Below are 896 nucleotides of genomic sequence, written 5' to 3'. Positions count from 1 at the left end.
TTCACATAATACTCACCGGTTGGTAAATTCGGCAGATTGATTTCACCAGAGGCAGAGGTTTTCTGATTTTTATATAAAATCGTGGTCCCCTTACTGTCACTGGCAATGTCGAAGAGAGCACCTGCCAATTTCCTTGTTTTATTCTCACTGTCTACTTTGATAAGTTGAAGTCCACCTTTTTTACGTTCGTTAAAAAACGTCACTGTTTCGTCTTTTCCTTTAGTCAGCGTCACTGATTGGGTGGCGGGACTTGGCAAGTTGTAATTCGTTGGAGCCACTGTTTCTATTACTGTATAAGTTCCTGCTGATAAGTAGCCGGTTTTGATCGTTCCTCCTGCTGTGGTAGTTCCCCCAGCGACGACTGCTCCTGCGCTATTTTTCACCTCGTAGGTCGCTCCTGCTAGAAGTGCTTTAGTGTCTTTATCCCGCTTTTCTACCACTATTTTTGCTTGTCGATCATTGGCAAATGCTACTTTTCCAATCTCTCCTGTTTTCACAGAGACAGGTTTCGTGGCTGCGGTGCCTTTCAGAACATCATGACCAACGGGGGCGCCTAACTCTGTGACCGTATACTCGCCTGTTGGCAGACTTGGACTCAAATACACCCCTAATGAATTCGTAATGGCAATAGTACTTGGGACAACCGTCACTCCGGCACTATTCTTGATTTCGTAAGTGGCTCCTTGAAGGAGTTTGCCTGTGTCATCGGTTTTGGTGATCTGAATACTTCCCTTTTGACGCTCATTAAAAAAGGTGACTGTTTCATCTTTTCCTTTAGTGAGAGTTACCGATTGAGTCGCTGGACTTGCCAGTTTATAATTCATTGGAGCCACTGTTTCTATTACCGTATAGGTTCCTGCTGACAAGTAGCCTGTCTTAATCGTTCCTCCTGCTGT

The 896-nt window shown here is 44.6% G+C and carries 1 protein-coding gene; it reads right to left on the bottom strand.

Features of this window, described 5'->3' with window-relative positions:
- Positions 1-896: MSCRAMM family protein (locus AC5KOD_RS02535; protein WP_496912971.1), on the bottom strand; the 896-nt coding region annotated here is incomplete at both ends.

This window comes from Vagococcus sp. WN80Y (assembly GCF_059621045.1).
Note: the sequence above shows the minus strand (reverse complement) of the source record. Positions and strands in the feature narration are given on the sequence as shown.